At 63.1% G+C, this 17,400-nt stretch carries 19 protein-coding genes; 6 read left to right on the top strand and 13 right to left on the bottom strand.

The genetic code is table 11. From position 1 onward, the window contains the following. Nucleotides 1-16: 16 nt before the first annotated feature. From atpG to CAP2UW1_RS21625, 3 genes are all read left to right on the top strand, one after another. Complete coding sequence (gene atpG, locus CAP2UW1_RS21635; RefSeq protein ID WP_015768744.1) at nt 17-880, top strand: F0F1 ATP synthase subunit gamma; 864 nt, start codon at nt 17-19, stop codon at nt 878-880. A gap of 37 nt (nt 881-917) precedes the next feature. After that, on the top strand, nt 918-2,318 hold the full coding sequence (gene atpD / locus CAP2UW1_RS21630) for a F0F1 ATP synthase subunit beta (RefSeq protein ID WP_015768743.1): 1,401 nt from the start codon (nt 918-920) through the stop codon (nt 2,316-2,318). A gap of 70 nt (nt 2,319-2,388) precedes the next feature. After that, entirely contained in the window at nt 2,389-2,811 is a 423-nt protein-coding gene (locus CAP2UW1_RS21625) for a F0F1 ATP synthase subunit epsilon (RefSeq protein WP_015768742.1), read from the top strand. A 107-nt stretch (nt 2,812-2,918) separates the two neighbouring features. Here the strand turns inward: CAP2UW1_RS21625 and CAP2UW1_RS21620 are convergent, their stop codons facing one another. From CAP2UW1_RS21620 to CAP2UW1_RS21585, 8 genes are all read right to left on the bottom strand, one after another. Continuing rightward, the gene (locus CAP2UW1_RS21620; protein WP_015768741.1) at nt 2,919-3,494 is read right to left on the bottom strand and encodes a ubiquinone biosynthesis accessory factor UbiJ; all 576 of its coding nucleotides are present in this window, start codon (nt 3,492-3,494) and stop codon (nt 2,919-2,921) included. Then, nucleotides 3,494-4,405 carry a Tim44 domain-containing protein gene (locus CAP2UW1_RS21615; protein WP_015768740.1) on the bottom strand — a complete coding sequence of 304 codons (912 nt, stop codon included), beginning with the start codon at nt 4,403-4,405 and terminating at the stop codon, nt 3,494-3,496. The genes CAP2UW1_RS21620 and CAP2UW1_RS21615 overlap by 1 nt, the downstream gene beginning before the upstream one ends. Before the next feature lie 16 nt (nt 4,406-4,421). Continuing rightward, entirely contained in the window at nt 4,422-5,162 is a 741-nt protein-coding gene (gene ubiE, locus CAP2UW1_RS21610; protein WP_015768739.1) for a bifunctional demethylmenaquinone methyltransferase/2-methoxy-6-polyprenyl-1,4-benzoquinol methylase UbiE, read from the bottom strand. Nucleotides 5,163-5,195: 33 nt separating this feature from the next. Next, on the bottom strand, nt 5,196-5,621 hold the full coding sequence (locus CAP2UW1_RS21605; RefSeq protein ID WP_015768738.1) for a gamma-butyrobetaine hydroxylase-like domain-containing protein: 426 nt from the start codon (nt 5,619-5,621) through the stop codon (nt 5,196-5,198). A 234-nt stretch (nt 5,622-5,855) separates the two neighbouring features. After that, nucleotides 5,856-7,055, bottom strand: a complete 1,200-nt coding sequence (locus CAP2UW1_RS21600) for a lipocalin family protein (RefSeq protein ID WP_015768737.1) — start codon at nt 7,053-7,055, stop codon at nt 5,856-5,858. 61 nt (nt 7,056-7,116) lie between these two features. Beyond that, nucleotides 7,117-8,073: a hydrolase 1, exosortase A system-associated gene (locus CAP2UW1_RS21595; protein ID WP_015768736.1), complete on the bottom strand. Its 957-nt coding sequence runs from the start codon at nt 8,071-8,073 to the stop codon at nt 7,117-7,119. After that, nucleotides 8,070-8,894: a hydrolase 2, exosortase A system-associated gene (locus CAP2UW1_RS21590; protein WP_015768735.1), complete on the bottom strand. Its 825-nt coding sequence runs from the start codon at nt 8,892-8,894 to the stop codon at nt 8,070-8,072. Before CAP2UW1_RS21590 ends, CAP2UW1_RS21595 begins: the two co-directional genes overlap by 4 nt. 13 nt (nt 8,895-8,907) lie before the next feature. Beyond that, nucleotides 8,908-9,159, bottom strand: coding sequence for an acyl carrier protein (locus tag CAP2UW1_RS21585; protein ID WP_015768734.1), 252 nt, complete (start codon nt 9,157-9,159; stop codon nt 8,908-8,910). Nucleotides 9,160-9,432: 273 nt separating this feature from the next. Here CAP2UW1_RS21585 and CAP2UW1_RS21580 point away from each other — a divergent pair, with 273 nt between their 5' ends. Further along, entirely contained in the window at nt 9,433-9,942 is a 510-nt protein-coding gene (locus CAP2UW1_RS21580; protein WP_015768733.1) for an adenylyltransferase/cytidyltransferase family protein, read from the top strand. 82 nt (nt 9,943-10,024) lie between these two features. Here the strand turns inward: CAP2UW1_RS21580 and CAP2UW1_RS21575 are convergent, their stop codons facing one another. From CAP2UW1_RS21575 to CAP2UW1_RS21555, 5 genes are all read right to left on the bottom strand, one after another. Beyond that, nucleotides 10,025-10,873, bottom strand: coding sequence for an HDOD domain-containing protein (locus CAP2UW1_RS21575; protein WP_015768732.1), 849 nt, complete (start codon nt 10,871-10,873; stop codon nt 10,025-10,027). 142 nt (nt 10,874-11,015) lie between these two features. Next, nucleotides 11,016-11,405, bottom strand: coding sequence for a YajD family HNH nuclease (locus CAP2UW1_RS21570; protein ID WP_015768731.1), 390 nt, complete (start codon nt 11,403-11,405; stop codon nt 11,016-11,018). Between the two features lie 58 nt (nt 11,406-11,463). Beyond that, on the bottom strand, nt 11,464-12,630 hold the full coding sequence (locus CAP2UW1_RS21565; RefSeq protein ID WP_015768730.1) for an alkaline phosphatase family protein: 1,167 nt from the start codon (nt 12,628-12,630) through the stop codon (nt 11,464-11,466). Next, nucleotides 12,627-14,468, bottom strand: coding sequence for a PHA/PHB synthase family protein (locus CAP2UW1_RS21560; protein WP_049778698.1), 1,842 nt, complete (start codon nt 14,466-14,468; stop codon nt 12,627-12,629). Before CAP2UW1_RS21560 ends, CAP2UW1_RS21565 begins: the two co-directional genes overlap by 4 nt. Continuing rightward, nucleotides 14,468-15,538, bottom strand: a complete 1,071-nt coding sequence (locus CAP2UW1_RS21555; protein ID WP_015768728.1) for an MBL fold metallo-hydrolase — start codon at nt 15,536-15,538, stop codon at nt 14,468-14,470. The genes CAP2UW1_RS21560 and CAP2UW1_RS21555 overlap by 1 nt, the downstream gene beginning before the upstream one ends. A 216-nt stretch (nt 15,539-15,754) precedes the next feature. Here CAP2UW1_RS21555 and CAP2UW1_RS21550 point away from each other — a divergent pair, with 216 nt between their 5' ends. Both CAP2UW1_RS21550 and CAP2UW1_RS21545 read left to right on the top strand, forming a co-directional pair. Then, the gene (locus CAP2UW1_RS21550; protein WP_049778697.1) at nt 15,755-16,246 is read left to right on the top strand and encodes a PaaI family thioesterase; all 492 of its coding nucleotides are present in this window, start codon (nt 15,755-15,757) and stop codon (nt 16,244-16,246) included. Further along, entirely contained in the window at nt 16,228-17,391 is a 1,164-nt protein-coding gene (locus CAP2UW1_RS21545) for an isovaleryl-CoA dehydrogenase (RefSeq protein ID WP_015768726.1), read from the top strand. The genes CAP2UW1_RS21550 and CAP2UW1_RS21545 overlap by 19 nt, the downstream gene beginning before the upstream one ends. The last annotated feature ends 9 nt before the right edge of the window (nt 17,392-17,400 follow it).

Below are 17,400 nucleotides of genomic sequence, written 5' to 3'. Positions count from 1 at the left end.
GATCGAGGAGATTGCCATGCCTAGCGGCAAGGAAATCCGCAACAAGATCAAGAGCGTCGAAAGCACGCGCAAGATCACCAAGGCCATGGAGATGGTGGCCGCATCGAAAATGCGCAAGGCGCAGGACAGGATGCGAGCTGCCCGCCCCTACGGCGAGAAGATTCGCCAGGTAGCCGGCAATCTTTCGCATGCCTTGACCGACTATCGCCATCCGTTTCTGACCGTACGCGCTCAGGTCAAGGCGGTCGGATTGATCACAGTGACCTCCGACAAGGGGCTCTGCGGTGGTCTGAATACCAACGTCCTTCGTCTTGCCTTGGGCAAGATGAAGGAGTGGGATGCCGAAGGCAAGAAGCTGCGGGTGACCGCGATCGGCAACAAGGGACTGGGTTTCATGCAGCGAGCGGGCGCCAATGTCGTCTCGCAACTGACCGGTCTCGGGGATACGCCACATCTCGAGAAGCTGATCGGCCCGGTCAAGGTGCAACTCGACGCCTACATGAAGGGCGAGACTGACGTTTTGTACATTGCTTTCACCCGTTTCATCAACACGATGAAACAGGAGCCGACGCTCTACCAACTGCTGCCACTATCAGGAGAGCTTGTCGGTGGCGAGGGCAACCGCTGGGACTACATCTACGAGCCCGATGCCAAGACGGTGATTGACGATTTGCTGGTGCGCTATGTGGAGGCGATGATCTACCAGTCGGTTGCCGAGAACATGGCTTCCGAGCAGAGTGCGCGGATGGTCGCCATGAAGTCGGCTTCGGACAACGCCAAGAATGTCATCGGTGAGCTCAAGCTGGTGTACAACAAGGCTCGCCAGGCAGCGATCACCAAAGAACTTTCGGAGATCGTCGCCGGCGCAGCGGCTGTCTGACCACGGGATAGTTAGTTTATTGATTAGGGATACGACGATGAGTCAAGGAAACGTTGTTCAGTGTATCGGTGCCGTGGTGGACATCCAGTTCCCGCGTGACGCAATGCCCAGGATCTACGACGCACTCCAGCTCGACAAGGCTGAAGAGTCCGACATGTGCGAGGCCGAATTGATGTTCGAAGTCCAGCAGCAGCTGGGTGACGGTATCGTGCGCACGATCGCCATGGGATCTTCCGACGGATTGCGTCGCGGGATGAAAGTAAACAATACTGGCGCCGGCATCTCGGTGCCTGTCGGTAACGCAACGATTGGCCGCATCATGAACGTTCTCGGTCGGCCCATCGACGAGGCGGGACCGATTGCCACAGAAGAACGCCGCGAGATCCACCAGTTGGCGCCCAAGTTCGACGAGTTGTCGCCTTCTGTCGATCTTCTGGAAACCGGGATCAAGGTCATCGACCTCGTCTGTCCGTTCGCCAAGGGCGGCAAGGTCGGCCTGTTCGGTGGCGCCGGGGTTGGCAAGACCGTCAACATGATGGAACTGATCAACAACATCGCCAAGCAGCACTCCGGACTCTCGGTTTTTGCCGGCGTCGGCGAGCGGACTCGCGAGGGTAACGACTTCTACCATGAAATGAAGGAGTCCAACGTTCTCGACAAGGTGGCGATGGTGTTCGGTCAGATGAACGAACCCCCGGGTAACCGTCTGCGCGTTGCGCTGACCGGCCTGACCATGGCTGAGCGCTTCCGCGACGATGGGCGCGATATTCTTTTCTTCGTGGACAATATCTACCGCTACACCCTGGCGGGTACCGAGGTGTCGGCGCTCCTGGGCCGGATGCCGTCCGCCGTGGGATATCAGCCGACGCTTGCCGAAGAAATGGGGCGCCTGCAGGAACGCATCACGTCGACCAAGGTGGGCTCGATCACCTCGATCCAGGCCGTCTATGTGCCCGCCGACGACCTGACCGACCCGTCACCGGCGACGACCTTCCTGCACCTCGATTCGACCGTCGTGTTGTCACGCGATATCGCTTCGCTTGGTATCTATCCGGCCGTCGACCCGCTCGACTCGACGTCGCGCCAGCTCGACCCGCAAGTCGTCGGCGAGGAGCACTATGGCGTTGCCCGCGCGGTTCAGATGACCCTTCAGAAATACAAGGAGTTGCGCGACATCATCGCCATTCTCGGGATGGACGAGTTGTCTCCGGAAGACAAGCTGGCAGTCTACCGCGCTCGGAAGATTCAGCGCTTCCTGTCGCAGCCGTTCAGCGTGGCCGAGGTCTTTACCGGATCGCCGGGCAAGTACGTTCCGCTCAAGGACACGATCAAGGGCTTCAAGATGATCGTTGAAGGCGAGTGCGACAGCATCCCGGAGCAGGCGTTTTACATGGTTGGCGGCATCGAGGAAGTGTTCGAGAAAGCCAAGACACTCTAAAGCGGCACAGTGACCGTCGTCTTCGCACCGTGCCGGCGCGGAGACGACCCTTAGCAAGGGAAGAACAGCCATGTCCATCAGAGTCCATGTTGACGTTGTCAGCGCCGAGGAGTTGATCTTTTCGGGGCAGACCGACTTCGCGGTCTTTCCCGGCGAAGCCGGAGAACTCGGCATTTACCCGCGGCACACGCCGCTCTTGACCCGTATCAAGCCAGGGACAATCCGCCTGAAAATTCCTGACCGCGAGGAGTATGAGTTGGTCTACGTCTCGGGTGGGATGCTCGAAGTGCAACCGGCGTTGATTACGGTACTCGCCGACACCGCAATCCGTGCCCACGATCTTGACGAGGCCAAGGCGATGGAAGCCAAGCGTCGTGCCGAAGAAGCTCTGAGAGATCGTTCGTCGGAAGTTGGCTTGGCGACGGCGGAGGCCGAACTGGCACAGGCGGTCGCCCAGCTGCAGGCGATCAAGAAGCTGCGCAGTCGTCACTGACCGGTTTGGCAGCGGTCGCCGACCGTGAAGCGAGACAAAGGCAGCCGACAGGCTGCCTTTTTGTATTCTGTCGATCCGACGCCAGCCTACATCAGCGGTTCACGCGCCTACCTCAGCAACTCGGCCCGTGCCAGTCTCTTCTCGAGGCGTGAAGTATCGTCCCGCAAGACATCCACTGCGGCACAGAAGTCCTCCACATCGGGGCGGCAAGCGACCGTTGCTTCCTCCTGTGTGAAGAACTCCGCGGCAGCCAGTGCCAGACCCCTGGCGCTGCCCATAGGCCAGCCGGCGATGCTGCGGGCGACCTGCAGGACGCGGCGGGCAACGATGTCGCCAAGCAGACGCGACAAGTCGTGTTCGACGTCCCAACGGATGTTGCGAAACACGAACCCCAGTGTCTCGGCGAGGTCTGCAGACCCGGCGATCGTTGCCGAAGTGAAAAGCGAAGCTCGGTCAGTGAGAGCACGCACCGGTGCGTCCTCAGGCAGGCGAACGCATACCGTCGCCGCCGAGCCCGCTTCGACAAGATCGAGGAGCCCGGTATCGGATATCCTGACGACCCAGGCCGCCCTGGCCAACTCCAACCGCGCCGTTTGTCCGGCGAAGCCCGCGAGCCGGTCCCGTGCCCAGTCCTCTTCGCTCAATACGTGATTGAGCAGACCGAGCGCGGGTTGCATCAGCATCAGAATCCAGACAACTGCTGGATCCCGGCGACCACCCAGCCTTTGCCGCCTTCAACGGGCTTGGAGAGGTTCCAGACCTCGTCGAATGGGGCCGCTGCTGCACCTGCCTCCTCCCGAATCATGCCGCTGAAGCGGACACTCGCAATGTGGCGGGTGACCTCCGTCACCACCTCGAGAAGCTGTGCGTTCAATGTCACGACATCCGTCTGTTGCGGTGCTTTTGCCCGCTCTTCGAACTGCATTCTGATCTCGGCGAATAGCTCGGGACTGACGAACTCGCGGATGTCGTCAAGATTCCCGGCATCGTTGGCGGCCTGCAAACGTATGAAATTGAGTTTCGCGATGCGCAGGAAGCCGTCGCTATCGAAGTCGGCCGGGACGTTTGCTATCGGTGCGCCAGAGGGCTGGAGTGCCGCCGGACTATCGTCGCCATGAGCAGCCAACCCCGCCGAGGCTGGCCGGGGGTCGAACGGCGGTGGCGCCATGCCCGGCCCTCCTACGCCAGCATACTGCATCGCTTCCGAAGATGCCGAGGCAGGTGCCGCCTTGCGCCGAAACAGCAGCTTGAATACCACCACCGCGGCGACAACCAGTAGCGCGATCATGACAAAGTTGGCCAGGCCCTCACCCATGCCCAAATGCGACAGGAGCGCAGCGATTCCCAGGCCGGCAGCGAGTCCTGCCAGCGGCCCCATCCAGTTCCGCTTCGGCGCTGCTGCCGCCGCCGCCGGCGAGCCAACGGCAGACGGCGCTGGCGCGGCGCTCTGGGGCGGCGTGGCCGGCCTTTGGGCTACTGCTTCGCGCTGCATCCCCGACGACTTGCCACCGCCCAATCGCTTGGCGTCAGCGTCGCCAACCGTCAGCCCAAGACCCAGCATGCACATTGCCAGCGTCAGAAAAAATTTCTTCATGGACTCCGTTCTCCTGTCAAAACTTGAAACCCTGGTGAAGGGCGACGACGCCCAGCGCGAGATTGTCGTATTCGACTCGCTCAAATCCGGCTTGTTCCATCAGCAACCTGAGGCCATCCTGATCCGGATGAACGCGGATCGATTCAGCCAGATAACGATAACTGGCCTCGTCGTGGGTGATGAGCTGCCCGATGCGCGGGATTATCTTGAAAGAATAGAAGTCGTAGGCCGGAGCCAGGGGCTTCCAGACTTGCGAGAACTCCAGCACCAGCAGGCGACCTCCCGGTCGCAGGACACGCCGCATTTCGACCAGCGCCAGTTCCTTGTGGGTCATATTGCGCAGCCCGAAGGCGACGGTCACGCAGTCGAAGTAGTCGTCGGGGAACGGGAGCTTCTCCGCATCGCATTGTGCCACGGGGACTATGAAGCCCTCATCGCCGAGTCGGTCTCGTCCGCGAGTGAGCATTGACCTGTTGATGTCGGTCAGCCACACCTGGCCGTCCTGGCCAAGCTTCCGAGCGAAAGCGAGCGCGAGGTCACCGGTGCCACCTGCGACATCGAGGACGCGCCAGCCGGGACGAACACCGCTCTTGGCGATCGTAAAGGCCTTCCATAGGCGGTGAAGGCCACCCGACATGACGTCGTTCATCAAGTCATAGCGTTGCGCGACGGAATCGAACACGTCCGCCACCCGCTGTGACTTCTCGTCCTCCGCGACTTCCTGAAAGCCGAAATGAGTGGTGTTTCTGTTGTTCATGGATCAATCAGCGTGGGGATCGAGCGGCGAGAATCAACGCGTTCCGCAGCCGCCGTGGGTCTTTGACGGCACGGCCTGACTGGCTGACGGGTCACGGCTTGCCCCCTCTTTCTCAAGCCTGTCGACGTAGGCCTGCCACAACTCCTCACAGTGGGCGCCCAGATTGTAGAGCAGATCCCAGGAGTATAGCCCGCTGTCGTGACCGTCCGAGAACACTGGCCGGATGGCGTAATTACCTACGGGCTCGATGCGATCGATGCCAACGTCACGCTTGCCGACCTGCAGCGTTTCCTGTCCGGGCCCATGGCCGCGCGCTTCAGCCGACGGTGTAAAGACGCGCAGAAACTCGTAGGTCAGTTCAAAACGCTCGCCGCCCTCGAAACACAGTTCGAGAATGCGAGACTTCTGATGGAGCTTGATCTCCGTCGGGGTCTTCGTGTTTTCGTCCAAGCCAGCCATCGGCATCTCAGGGGGATGTTCGGCCGAACATCATAGCGCAAAATCCCTCTCGCCAGTCGCCTTGGTCAAGGTGGAACGCTGAGCAGGGCTGGGCGCCTGCAGGCAATGGGTGCGGAAATCGGCGGTCGGTTCCGGCCGTGTCGGATCTTCGGGACGACGGCATCGGCCGTGGCCTGCCGACGGGCAACCCTGTCGGCTTCGTCGTCGCTCTCCGCTGGCTGCGCCAGCCTTCGCCTATGGCTTGCGGTTGTTCGCCTTCTGTTCTTCCGGCATCGTGTAACCATTGAGTTCCATGAAGCCGACGCCGGTATGCGAACCACTCAGCTTCACCGCGCCTTCCCAGTAGACGTTCAGGGTCGTTGTCCGCGCGTCGAACTGGCTCCAGCGGATCACCGGGTCGACCTTGAGCTTCAGCCCACGGGACGGTACCGAGATCGTCCAGAGGATCGGATAAACCACCCCCGAGGACGGGCTCTTCCAGGTGCCACGCGACGTCGCTTCAAAGTCGGCGGCACCGAGAGCGCTCACCGCGCCATCCTTGACGTAGGTTCCCATCCGTAATACGGAGGCCCCACTGCGGCGTTCGAAGATCTCGAAGATCATCAGCTCGGCACCGTCCGTCAGTTGCAGCGCAAACCAGTTCCAGCGCAGCTCCGCCGCTTCGAAGTCGCCCCATTGATGATCGAACCACACCTCGCCGCGCACTGCTTTGGCTGTGCCGGCGATCGTCAGGGTGCCCTGAGCGCTCATCCGCGGACGCGATGTGTAATAGCTCGTGCCCGACGCTCCGAGATCGAGCAAGCCGGCAACCGGAGTTCCCGGGGCCTGGTGCAGCACCGGCGGTCGGTTGTCGCTCATTTGCAGATCGAGCGAAAAATCCTTGCCCGCCATCCTGGCTTTGTGCTGGGCGCCAACTCCCTGCAGCCGCCAGTCGCCAAAGCTGAAGTCAAAGCCGTCCCGGCGTCCATCCGATGGGTTGCCGGCGGTGCGCGCCTGTTCTGTGTACAGCTTCTCGTTCTGATGGTCGAGCAGCGAGCCGTGAAATGCCGCATGGGTAAAGCTGCCCTTGCGCATGAAGGAGGCAAGGTGAAAGGAATAGTGCTCGCCGGATTCGGTCTGCAGATGGCCGCTGTAATACCACCACTCGGTAAGGTTTTCGTGCGTGGCATCGTCTGCCGGCAGCTTGACGGGTGGCATCTTGTCGGGCCTGGCGGCTGACGGCGCCGAGCGCTCGGCCGCCGGGCCGCCAGGTAGTGGTGCTACCGACGCTTTGTCGGAGCGGACGAACAGCACCCAGCCGACCACCAGAAGGACGAGCAGCCAACCCGCGAGGATGAGCCAGCGATAGCGTCGGAACCAGCGGGGCGAACCCGGGCGTGCCGGGCCAGAGCCGGCGCGTCGCACTCTGTTGGAACTGCCTCTTCCTCGATCCATTTGCAGCGCTCCCATTTCTACGCTAGTGGCGCCTCGGAATCCTCGGCGTCAGCATCGCGCGTCAAGCCACCATCACCGCGCCAAGCCACGCCAGGGTGGCATCTTCCGCCTGCGATCGCCAGAGGCGTGACGAGAACGTATGATCGGCGTCAGCGATGTCGACCCGCCGTGTCTTTGCCGCCTCGATCAGGCCCGCCCAGGCGGAATTGGCACTGACGAACTCGAGAAACTCTTTCGCCGTGTAGTCCTGCCCACTCAGGATGAGCAGTACAGACCCCGGAAATCGCCGCCAGCCATCGGCCATGCGATCCTGGAACGAACGCGACCCCGAGTTGGCCGGCGGACCTCGGCGTGCGGTCAGCGCTGTCTTTACCAAGGTGCGCGCGGAGTTCAGTATGGCCATCCTGCCCCGCAGCAGCTTCCACCAGAACTCACGTTCCATGAGGCGCTGACCATAGTAGTGCTTGATGTGTGTCTGCGCCAGGCTCGTCTCCGAGCGAACCCACGGGTTGAGAACGACCAGGCCGGCGACCCTTCCGTCTCCTCGCGCCTCGACGTACAACAAGGCCGCCGATGCCGCGTCGCACAACCCCCAGAGGACGACACGCTGCACCGCTGGACAGGCACGCTGAAAGGCGTCTATGGCTGCGCCAATGTCGGTCGCGACCTCCTCGAAGCCGCGCATCGCGCCACTCGCGTCACCCATGCCGCGATAGTCGAAACGCATCACCGGGTGACCTTCGGCCGCCAGGCGGCGCGAGAGCAGCAGGAATTGCCGGTGGCTGCCGACCCGGTACTGCGGGCCACCGACAACGATCAGCACACCGCAGGAAGCTCGGCGGTCATCGTCGCTGGCCTGGGCGAACGCGCCCGGGTCAATGGCCGATGCCGCCGGAGCAGCCTGCGCGCCAACCCGGGCCGGACGCAGCGCCGCATGCAATCGGCCCGGCCAGGCGACGATTGCCGGCAACAGCTCGTCGGCGCAGGGAAACAGCAGGGCTTCTTCAACGACATTCATGTTGAATCGGCTCCCGCGATGGCCAGCATACTCGCTTCGATCAGCGCCGGACACTCGCTGATCTCGGCGGTCTGCCAGAACGCCGGGCCATTTACCGAAGCCCCGCGAGCGCTCTGGCCGGCGGCCTGCCATTGGGTTAGACGGGCGGCCGCTGCCGGTGACAGGCTGCCGTCGGTCTTGCTGGAGATTTCGATCCATTCGACACGGCCGCTGCGGTGGGGGAGCAGCAGTTCAGCCTTCTCCAGCCCGCTGGCGAGCGCAGGCGACAACAGATAGCCGGCGATCTCCACCGAGTCACCCTGACGCAGTTCGTTCCGTAAGCGCTCCATCACGCCCTTGCTATCGCTGCCAAGCATCTCCGCGGCCAGTCGCAGACGCAGAAACTGTTGCAGAAACTGTTTGCCGGAAAGCACCGGCTGCCAGAACAACAGGTTGACGGGGCGCTTCATCCGGTTCGCCGCTTCGTTTGCCAGCAGACAGCCGGTACGCTGTCCCCACAGCCACAGGGGCGTGCCTGGCCTGCGGCGTACCAGCCAGTCGCATGCAAACTCGATGTCGGCGAGCCACGCCTCCCAGGTGGCATCGCCGAAGTCGCCTGAGCTGTCACCACAACCAAGCAGATCGATCTGCAGCACGGCGAAGTCGGCGGCGGCCATCGCTCTCGCCTGTAAAGCTGCCATGCGCCTCGACTTGTTCAGTTCTTCGGCAAAAGGATGGACGTACACCACCGCGCCACGCAGTCTTGAAGGCTCGTCCGGGCCGTGCAGCAGGACAAAGCGTTGGCCCGGAGACGCCGAAAGGAAGAAGGCTTCCAGCGCCATGACTAGACGTTCTTCACCCCACCAGTTTGCCTTCGACGAAGGCAACCAGCGTCGCCAGCGTGGCAAAGACGCTGCCATCGATCTCGTCGTCGTCGACGGCAAATCCGAAGCGCTCTTCGAGCGTGGTGATCAAGGCGACTACCGCCATCGAATCCAGTTCGGGAATGGCACCGAGCAATGGCGTGTCGAGAGCAAACCCCCTTGCCCGGCCCTTGAGGCTCAAGACCTCGTCAAGGACCGATACCACTTCGTCTCTGATATCCATGCAGTCTCCTGTAGCCGGAACGTTTCCGGATTGCACCTGCCCGGCAAGCCGGGTCGCTAGAGGCGCGATTATACCGAGTCGCAGCAGCCCGTTCCGTGCGATCGATCACGGCGTCAGGCCCGCGAGCCGACGCTCAAGCGGCACCCTCCCTTGACCACACCGCCTGCATCTTGCCCCGTGCGAGGGGGGATGAGAGACTGTGGCTATTGCCAGCCGAGCAGCGTCTGCGCCCGTCGGTCGCACGTCCGGACGGCGACGCCCATGGAGTGACCAATGACCCAAGCAGTCCCGTGCTCGCCGATCGACTCACCGGTCTTCGAAAGCAGAATCATAGCGCCCGAAAAACTCGCCGAATGCGTGCTCGCTTTACCTCGCCCGCTGGTGTTTACCAACGGCTGCTTCGACATCCTGCATCGCGGTCATGTCACCCTTCTCGCTCAGGCACGGGCGCTCGGCGCCGCTCTGGTGGTTGCCCTCAACTCGGACGAGTCGGTCAAACGGCTGGGAAAAGGCGACGATCGCCCGGTAAATCCGCTAACCGATCGATTGGCGCTCATCGCCGCCCTGCACTCGGTGTCGCTGGTGACCTGGTTCGACGAGGATACGCCGCTGCAACGGATTCTCGACTGCCGGCCCGACATCCTCGTCAAGGGTGGCGATTGGCCGGTGGAGCGCATTGTCGGGAACCGCGAAGTGTGCGGCTGGGGTGGCTGTGTGCGCTCGCTGCCGTTCATTCACCAGACGTCGACTACCGCTCTGCTCGACAAGATCCGGCGGCTGTGACAGCGTGCGACGGCACCAGGGCAGCCATCGGCAGTTGGCGATCCCGGATGCAGTTCCCTGCCGGAAAAGACTCCCGCAGACCTCAAGTGCCGAGAGCGCTCTTCAGTGAGGCAACGTCTTCGGCCGACTCGACGAGCAAGGCGCCGAGGGCGGCGGCATCATAAAGATGCGCCAGGGCATCGGCGTCGACCGGCGCGGAGAACTGCAAGTCCCGCCATCCGTGCTCGACGTTGGCCAGCCTGTTGGCGACGAAAAGGACGTCCGCCAGCGTACCGATGGTGGTCAGCGTTCGCTCCTGTTCGTGTTCCTGGACGACGATCAGCAAGTCCTCGGGCAGGCCCATCGCCGCCAGCAAGGCGTGCCCGATGTTGTCGTGCCATTGCACCAGCAGCTGATGCAACTCGGCCGGGTCGGCGATCAGCTCCGGAAAATTCGCCGCCCGCGACAGCAGATAGAATACGCCGATGTCGTGAATCAGGCCGGCGAACATGGCCTCGTCGGGATTGATCTGAGGCACGCGCCGAGCAAGTACCCGGCAGAGAGCCGCGACGTGCATGGTGTGTTCCCACAGGCGACGCGAGAGTGCCTGAAACGGCGCCATCTTCTTTGAGTTGAGCAACTGCTCCATCGCCACGGCGAACGCGACACTGCGCACCGCTTCCATGCCGACCCGGGCGATCGCGCTGTTGACGTCGGCGATGGTCCGACCGGAGCGATTCATGGCCGCCGAGTTGGCGAGACGGATGATCTTGGTACTCATCAAGGGCTCGGCACCAACCAGCTTGCCCAGTTGATCGATACTCAGACTTGGGTTCTTGAGCGCCGTCCGCACCTGGAAGGTGATATCGAGAAAGGTGGGAAAACAGACGACCTCGCCGGAAAGGTCGCGAGCGATGTCTTCGAGAAGCTGGAAGCTGAATTCGTTGGCCATTCTATCGTGTCCCACAGCGCTGCGCGCTGGCGGTCGGTCGGGCGCGTCGCCGCTTGGTCGCGGTCAGAGCCGCAGGGGAAATCGGCATCATCCGGCAGCGAGCCGAATTCTGCCTGAAAACGCTGGCCAGCGGGTGGCCAAGTTAGTCTTCGTTGCGCTTCAGCAGGTCTTTCAGGTTGGCAAAGGGGCTCGCCGTCGCGCGCGCGGCGGGCCTCTCCGCAGACGAGCCGACGCCAGCCTGGCGGGCCGCTTCGGCGTCGAGTTGTCGGGCGTGCTCGTTATCGTGGCAGTAGAGGCAAAGCAGTTCCCAATTGCTGCCGTCGCCCGGGTTGTTGTCGTGGTTGTGGTCGCGATGATGAACGGTCAGCTCGCGCAGGTTCTGATGCGTGAACTCGCGGGCGCAGCGACCGCAGATCCACGGGTAGATCTTCAAGGCCTGTTCGCGATAGCCTGCCTCACGGTTGCGGCGGTTGCGGATGGCATCGGCGATCAGGCGGTCGGTGTGTGCGGACTTGGTGTTGTCGCCAGGCATGGGTGGACTCCTTGTCGGATCGATGTCCTGCCCATCGGCAGGGCTATCCCCGACAATACTACACGTGCACCGCGACCAGTGGTACGCGCATCTCGTTGGTGCTGATGCCGCCGTGCACGCCGACCATCGTGTAGCGTTTTTCACCCGGCAGCCAGTCCTTGATCGTCCAGTTGTCTTTCATGACCAGCGTGTAGTCGCCGACTCGCGCGGCAAGGCGCGGATGATGCGGTGGCGGGCCGAACCAGCCAGCGGCGATCAGTCGCTCGCTGGCGTACAGATGGGTCGCGCGGGCGAGGTGGCGGCGCACATAAGCTTCAAAAGCGGGCCGATTGTCCGGTGCCACGTAGCAATAGGCGGCGCGGCGCTCGCCGCACAGAGGGCGGAGGAGCAGCGCGGCGAGCTGCGGATGGTCCGCGAGATCGATCACCCGTCGAGTGGGCGAATCGATGAAACCGTGGTCGGCAGTGGCCAAGAGCCAGGTGTTGCTGCCCCGCAGCCGACGCAGCAGTGCGCCGAAGAGACTGTCGAGGTCGGTCAGCGCTTGCTGCGCCTGCCGGCTGTCGGTCCCGTAATGGTGCGAAAAACTGTCGAGATCGGGAGTGTAGGCATAAACATAACGCGGCCTCGCGTCGGCTTGCAGGAGCTCGCCCAGGCCGGCAAACATTCCGGGCAAACCGTTGTAGCCCAGCGTTTGCGCGCCGCGCGCGTGCCAGGCGTTGAAGGCGCTGCCGACGATGCTTCTCGGCGCGATCACCCAGCACTCGCGATCCAGCGTCTGAGAGAGCGACTGATGGTCGAACAGACGTGCCGGCAGTTCGTCCGGCAACATTCTGGCCGGTCCCAGACGGGGGGTCAGCGGCAGGATGGACAAGGTCTGGTCGATCTCGTCCATGTGCATGTGCCAGCCGGTGAGTCCGTGCTGTGCCGGCGCCAGACCGGTCATCAGTGTGGTGATCGCGCTCGCCGTGGTCGAGGGAAAAACCGAGGTCATGCTGCCGAGCAAGTAACGCTGCAGATGCGGGCTGGCCGTGTGTCTGGCCAGCGTGCGCAGGCCAAGGCCGTCGATGACCAGCAGAACCACATGCCGCGCCCGGGCCAGCTGCGCTGCCGACAGCGCAGCCAGTTCCGGGTAGCGGGCGCGCGTGCTGCCGCAGGCCGTCGCCACGCTTTGCATCAGGTTGACGATGCCGCCGCCGGCATAGTCGGGAAGCAGCGTCGAACTCATGGTCCATTTCTGGCCGCCTGGCCGGGGCTTGGCGGCTTGGCCAGGGCAGCCGCGTAGCGGCCCGGAGCCTCCTCGATCACCTCGAGCGGACCATCGCCAGGCGTGCGCGCCGGTACCCGCGCGCTGTCGCCGGCTTGCGCGAGCAGCCATTGCTGCCAGTCGGTCCACCAGGAGCCGGGATGCCTGGTAGCACCGCTGAGGAAATCGTCGGCTGACCCCGGCAGCGCAGTGTTGATCCAGTAGCCGTGCCGGTTGGCCGCCGGCGGATTGACCAGGCCGGTGACGTGACCGGCTCCGCCGAGAACGAACCTGACCTGTCCACCCAGAACTCGCGCGGCCAGGTAGGAGCTTTGCCAGGGCGAAATATGGTCTTCGATCGCCGACAGGAAATAGCAGGGGACCTTGACTCGGCCGATATCGATGGCCGAGCCGGCCAGCGACAAGCCTCCTGGCTGCACCAGCCGGTTGGCCTCGACAAGGTTCTCGAGAACGAAGCGGTGCAACGCGTCCGGCACACGCGTCGCGTCGGCACTCCAATAAAGCAGGTCGGCGGGAAAGGAACCCCTGCCGAGCAGGTAGCTGTTGATCACGAAAGACCACAGCAGCTCGTTGGCATGCGGAATCCTGAAGGTGTCGGTAGCGAGCGGGCTTTCGAGGTCGGCGCGCAACTTCTCATCGACTCCCACGGGTAGGTTCCGCGCGGCAAGTGTGCGCACCTCGCCGGTGTCCGAAAAGTCAACGATGCTCGCGAGGAAAGTCGCCGAGGCCGCCCGCCCGTCGCCGCGGGCGGCCATCCAGGCCAGTGTCGCCATCAGCAGCGTGCCGCCCAGGCAGTAACCGAGGAGATGAATCTCCTGCTCACCCGTCGCCATTTCGACCGCGTCGATCGCCGCCAGGAAGCCGTCGCTCAGATAGTCGTCAAAACTCCTGTGCGTCAGTTTCTCGCCGGCGCTGGCCCAGCTGATGACGAAGGTGCTCAGGCCCTGGTCAGTGGCCCACCTGACGAAGGAGTTGCTCTCGCGCAGGTCGAAGACGTAATACTTGTTGATCCATGGCGGCACGATCAGCAATGGCCTGCGGTGCTGTTCGGCGGTCGTCGGCAGGTACTGGATCAACTGCAGCAGCTCGTTCTCGAAAACGACCTTGCCGGGCGTGGCGGCGATGTCCTTGCCAAGATGGAAGGTGCCGCCGCCGGCCATCGGCAGGCGACCCTCGCCAGCGCCATGTTCGAGATCCTTGAGCAGTTCCCGGAGACCGTTGATCAGGTTCCGGCCATTGCTGTAGAAGGTTGCGCGCAGGACCTCGGGGTTGGTCAGCGCAAAGTTCGTCGGCGACAGCGCGGCGACGTATTGTTCGGTACGCGACTGCACCTGACGTTGTGACGCCGCATCGAGTCCTGCCGCACGGGCGACGGTGCCCTGCAGATGACGAGCCGTGATCAGGTATGACTGCTTGATGAAGTCGAAGAGGAAGTTCTCTTCCCAGGCCTGGTCGGCAAAGCGCGAGTCGCCGGGGCCGGGTGTGGCGACGGCGTGGAACGGCATACCCATCGTCTTCAGCATCGACTGCTGCCACAGATGGACATGGTCGCGCATCATCGCCATCTGCGTCTGCGCCAACCGGTAGGGGTTGGCCAGCAGGCGTGCCGAGACGTCCATGAAGGCCTTGGCGACGCGCAATTCCTCGCTGGGGAAGGCCATGCCTCGTCGACTCCACCGCCTCATGGTCTCGGCTAACAACCGAGAGGCACGTTGCGCGACCTCCACATAGCTGTCGGCGATGTCTGCGGGCGGGGGTAGAGACGGGCCTTCCGGGCCGTCAACGGGTGGCAACGTCATCATCGGCTGGCTGCCGGCTTGCCGGCTCGCTGCGCTGCTCCCGGCTTTCTGACGAAGCGGACCAGCCCATCGTCGTCCTCGATGCGCACGAGGCGTCCAGCGTGTTCGAGACGATTGAGATGCGCGATCGCTTCGCCCATGGCGAACATCGTCTGGTGCGTGTCGAGATCCCGGGGGAACAGCGCCATCAGCAATTCGGCAGCGCTGCGCGGCGTCGCGCAGTGCTCTTCGAGAACCAGCAGGCGTTCTTCATGGTGGGCGTGCAGCGCAGCCACCCGGTTTTCGATGCCGTGGAACGGCAGGCCGTGCGAAGGCAGCACCAGGGTCTCCGGCGGCAGCTCGCGATAGGCGTCGATCGACAACAGGAAGTCGGCAAGCGAGTCGGCGGTCGGTGTCACGGCAAAGACGCTGATGTTGGTCGAGATCTTCGGCAGCAGCATATCGCCGGAAATCAGCACGCCGAGATCGGCGCTGTAGAGGGCGGCGTGCTCGGGCGAGTGGCCAAAGCCGACGCGGATCTGCCAGCGATGCCGGCCAATCGTCAGCACGTCGCCGGCACGCAGACGCTCGTAAGCAGTGGGAATCCGGGGTACGCCGCGGTTGTAGCCACCACTGCGACGTTCGAGCGCCGCGCAACGCTCGGGGTCCAGCCCGTGCGCCCGGAACTGCGTCAACATCGGCTGGTTGCCGTGACCGCCGACCTCGTGCCAGACGGCATGGGCCGTCAGGTACTCGCCGAGCGTCATCAACAAGGGCGCCCCGGTCAGTTCCTGCAGCCAGGCGGCGAGACCGAGGTGATCGGGGTGGAAATGGGTGACGACGATGCGCGAGATGCGCCCGCCACACGCCGTCGTCGCCAGCCGCGCCAGGACCTGCTGCCAGCACTCCTTGACCGCATCCAGCGCGAAGCCGGTGTCGACGATCACCCAGCCGTCGTCGTCCTCGAGCAGCCAGAGGTTGATATGGTTGAGCGCGAAGGGCAGTGGCATCCGCAGCCAGTGGATACCGGGAGAAACCTGGAAAGTCTCGCCGGCAGCGGGAGGGGTGGCAAAAGGATAATCGGGCAGCATCGGGTAGCGGATTGTAAAAACCTCTGAAACCTATAAACTTGCCGGACGGAGGCGGCCGCGAACGGGTGTGCGGTGGTCTCCTTAGCGAACCATTGTACACGTGATCCGACGCCGAACAGTGCCGTGGTGGAACAGCCCAAACCGACCTTCAGCATTTCCCGGCTGGCGAGAGAGTGCGCTATCACGCCGCGAACGATGCGAATTTGAATGGTGCCCATGCACAAAGCCCAGGATCCTCATTTTGTCGAACGCGTGCGCGCCAGCTTTGCGCGGCAGCCGGCCATGGTGTTGATCGGTGCCAGCATGCCGGTGGTCGAGGCCGGCTACACCGAGATTCACCTGCCGCACAAGCCTCACATCACGCAGCAGCACGGCTACATCCATGGCGGAGTGGTCGGCATGATTGCCGATTCGGCAGCCGGCTACGCCGCTAGCACGCTGACCGCGCACGAAACCGGTGTGTTGACCGTCGAGTACAAGCTCAACCTGCTGGCCCCTGCCGAAGGGCAGTTGCTGATTGCCGAGGGGTCGGTGGTTCGCTACGGGCGAACGCTGATCGTCACCAGAGCCGAAGTGCTTGCCGTCAAGCACGGCAAGAAGACGCTCTGCGCGCTGATGCAGCAGACGATCATGGCCGTTCATGGCAAGAAGGAAAAAGCCCCACAAGATCCCCTCGAGGAGCGACAGACATGGAATATCCGAGCCTGAATTTTGCCCATGGCGAAACCATCGACATGCTGCGGGCGACGGTACGTGCCTTTGCGGCCAACGAAATCGCGCCACGGGCCGAGGCCATCGATCGCGACAACCTGTTCCCCGGCGACCTGTGGGGCAAGCTCGGCAGCCTGGGTCTGCTCGGCATAACCGCCGAGGAGGAGTACGGCGGCATCGGTCTGGGCTATCTGGCACATATCGTCGCCATGGAAGAACTGTCGCGGGCTTCGGCGAGCGTCGCGCTTTCCTACGGTGCGCACTCCAACCTGTGCGTCAATCAGATCCGTCGCAACGGCACGACAGCGCAGAAAGCCAGGTACTTGCCGAAACTGATTTCCGGCGAGCATGTCGGGGCGCTCGCCATGTCGGAAGCCAATGCCGGTTCCGACGTGGTCGGCATGAAGCTCGCCGCCGAGCGCAAGGGCGATCGCTTCATCCTCAACGGCAGCAAGATGTGGATCACCAACGGCGGTGATGCCGACACGCTGGTGGTCTACGCAAAAACCGACATTCACGCCGCGGCAAAGGGGATTACCGCCTTCATCGTCGAAAAGGGAATGCCCGGGTTTTCCTGTGGCGCCAAGCTCGACAAGCTCGGCATGCGTGGCTCGAATACCTATCCGCTGTTCTTCGACGACTGCGAAGTGCCCGCAGAAAACGTTCTCGGCCAGGTCGATGGTGGCGCACGCGTGCTGATGAGTGGCCTCGACTACGAGCGCGCGGTGCTTGCCGGCGGTCCCCTGGGAATCATGGCGGCGGCGATGGACCTGGTACTGCCCTATATCCATGACCGCCGGCAGTTCGGACAGGCGATCGGCGAGTTCCAGTTGATGCAGGGCAAGATCGCCGACATGTACACCACCTTCAACGTCTGCCGATCCTACGTTTACGCCGTCGGCGAGGCCTGCGACCGTGGCGAGACGACACGCAAGGACGCCGCCGGAGCGATTCTCTACGCGGCCGAGAAAGCGACCTGGATGGCTGGCGAAGCGATTCAGGCGCTCGGTGGCAATGGCTATATCAACGAGTATCCGGCCGGGCGTTTGTGGCGCGATGCCAAGCTCTACGAAATTGGCGCCGGCACTTCGGAAATCCGCCGCATGCTCATCGGCCGCGAGCTGTTTGCCGAAACCTCTTGAGGTGCCAGT

The organism is Candidatus Accumulibacter phosphatis, from assembly GCF_000024165.1.
GTDB classification, from domain to species: domain Bacteria; phylum Pseudomonadota; class Gammaproteobacteria; order Burkholderiales; family Rhodocyclaceae; genus Accumulibacter; species Accumulibacter phosphatis.
This window is presented reverse-complemented; position numbering and strand designations above follow the sequence as displayed.